This is a genomic window from Sphingomonas sp. S-NIH.Pt3_0716 (assembly GCF_003950715.1).
GTDB lineage: Bacteria > Pseudomonadota > Alphaproteobacteria > Sphingomonadales > Sphingomonadaceae > Sphingobium > Sphingobium yanoikuyae_A.
In genome coordinates, this window is record NZ_QLJK01000091.1 from 1 (window position 1) to 2210 (window position 2210).

Here is a 2210-nt window from a genome sequence, read left to right on the forward strand (position 1 = left end):
GTGATCTGCCCCCCGTTGAGTGGCCCAGAGACTATGATAGTCTGGACCACGAAAGGGACGATGAATGCCGAGCAAGAAGCACAAGCCGGAAGAAATTATCGGCAAGCTGCGTGAAGTTGAGATTGTTCTGGCGCAGGGAGCCTCGACAGCAGAGGCGTGCCGCCGGATCGCGGTCAGCGAGCAGACATACTATCGCTGGCGCAGGGAATATGGTGGCCTGAAGACCGACCAGGCGAGGCGGATGAAGGATCTGGAGAAAGAGAACCAGCGGCTACGCCGGGCGATTTCGGATCTGACGTTGGACAAGCTGATCTTGCAGGAAGCTGCCAAGGGAAACTTCTGAGCCCCGCGCGGCGGCGGCGCTGCATCGATCAGTTGCGACGAGATTTGCCGATCCGGGTGTCCGAGCGACGGATATGCCGGGTGCTGGGGCAGCATCGATCGACACAGCGCAAGGTGCCGCGTGGGGCAGATGACGAACAGGCGCTCACGGAGGACATCGTCGCGCTGGCGAAGCAATATGGCCGCTATGGCTACCGCCGAGTGACGGCGTTGCTATGCCATGCGGGGTGGACGGTGAACCACATGGCGTAAACGGGAGTGGTGCTTCTGAGATAGCCTGTTGTCCCCTGAAGGAGGACGGAAGATGACTTGCTATGTTGGCCTGGACGTGTCGATGAAGGAAACTGCGATCTGCGTTGTGGACGAGATGGGCAATCGCGTATGGGACGGGAAGACGCGAACGGATCCGGATGCCATTGCGGCCGTGCTGGCGCGGAGGGCAGCCGGAGCCGTGAAGATCGGCATCGAGACGGGGCCGATGACAGTGTGGCTGTGGCATGCGCTGACTGAGCGAGAGCTGCCGGTCGTGTGCCTTCATGCCAGGCATGCTGCGGCAGCGCTGAAACTGCAGATGAACAAGACGGACCGCAACGACGCTTTTGGGCTGGCAAGGCTGGTCCGCTCAGGCTGGTACCGGCCGGTCGCTGTTCGCTCGATGGAGACGCACCGTTTGCGTGCGCTCCTGATCACGCGAGATCAGCTGGTCGGTATGAGCACCGCTCTCATCAACAAGATACGCGGTCTAGCGAAGACTTTCGGTATTTTGGTCGGACCTGGCAAGGGGGGCACCTTCGAGCGCCAGGTCCGGGCGACCCTACCGGACGATCCGGTCGTCGCCGCCTTGTTCGAGAGCCTGCTGGCGATGCTGGGGACGTTGCGGGAGCGACAGCATGCCATCGCCAAACAGCTCGGCCGGGTTGCTCGACAGAGTGGCGCCTGCCGCTTGATGATGACGATGCCGGGAGTTGGTCCACTGACGGCCGTCAGCTTCATGACCACCATCGAGGATCCTCACCGGTTCCGGCGCTCGCAGGATGTCGGCGCCTATCTTGGTCTTACCCCGCGTCGCTATCAGTCGGGCGAGGTCGACATCAACGGCCGCATCTCCAAGTGCGGAGATCGCCTCACCCGCAAACTGCTGTTCGAAGCGGCCAATGTCATGCTGTCGCGGACCTCGCAGGCGTTAGCGTTGAAGGACTGGGGGGCCGCCGTTGGCCGCAGATCGGGCTTCTGGAAGGCGCGCGTTGCGCTGGCCCGCAAGCTGGCGGTGATCCTGCACCGGATGTGGATCGACGGCCGGGACTTTGAGCCGAAGGTAACTGCCATGGCCTGATATCAGCTTTTCTAGGTGCCGCCCCGCCAAGGTGCGGCCACGGCCATCTCGTGACCCGCTTCGTGACCATTTGGAACACGGGAACCACATCGAGAGGCCGGCGATCTAGCGCCATACTGAGGCTGCACCCGTGCTGACCTCGAAGACGACAACGATGCGCAAAGCAGATCGACTACGAGCACCTTGGCAAACGGCTTGACCGATTAGACGACAAACGGGTCGAGCGGATATGGCGACGCGAAGGACTGAAGGTCCCGCTGCGTCAGCCCAAACGGGGACGCCTGTGGCTCAACGACGGATCATGTATCCGCTTGCGGCCTGAGTATTCCGGGCATGTGTGGGCCTACGACTTCGTCGAAGGGCGCACGCACGATGGCCGCAAGTTCCGGATTCTGACGATCATCGACGAGGCCAGCAGGGAATGCCTGGCACTCATCGTTGCCCGGCAGCTCAAACACGAGGATGTGCTGGCGGCGCTGGCTGACCTGTTCATCTCGCGTGGGCCACCAGCGCATATACGATCCGATAACGTCCT

Annotated in this window: 1 protein-coding gene and 2 pseudogenes; all 3 read left to right on the plus strand. The window is 62.0% G+C overall.

Annotated features, from left to right (window positions below):
* Positions 1 to 64: 64 nt before the first annotated feature.
* Positions 65 to 582, plus strand: a pseudogene (locus BRX37_RS26100) (transposase); the annotation flags it as partial.
* Between the two features lie 64 nt (positions 583 to 646).
* The gene (locus BRX37_RS26105; protein WP_125990341.1) at positions 647 to 1675 is read left to right on the plus strand and encodes an IS110 family RNA-guided transposase; all 1029 of its coding nucleotides are present in this window, start codon (positions 647 to 649) and stop codon (positions 1673 to 1675) included.
* A 203-nt stretch (positions 1676 to 1878) separates the two neighbouring features.
* Positions 1879 to 2210, plus strand: a pseudogene (locus BRX37_RS26110) (DDE-type integrase/transposase/recombinase); the annotation flags it as partial.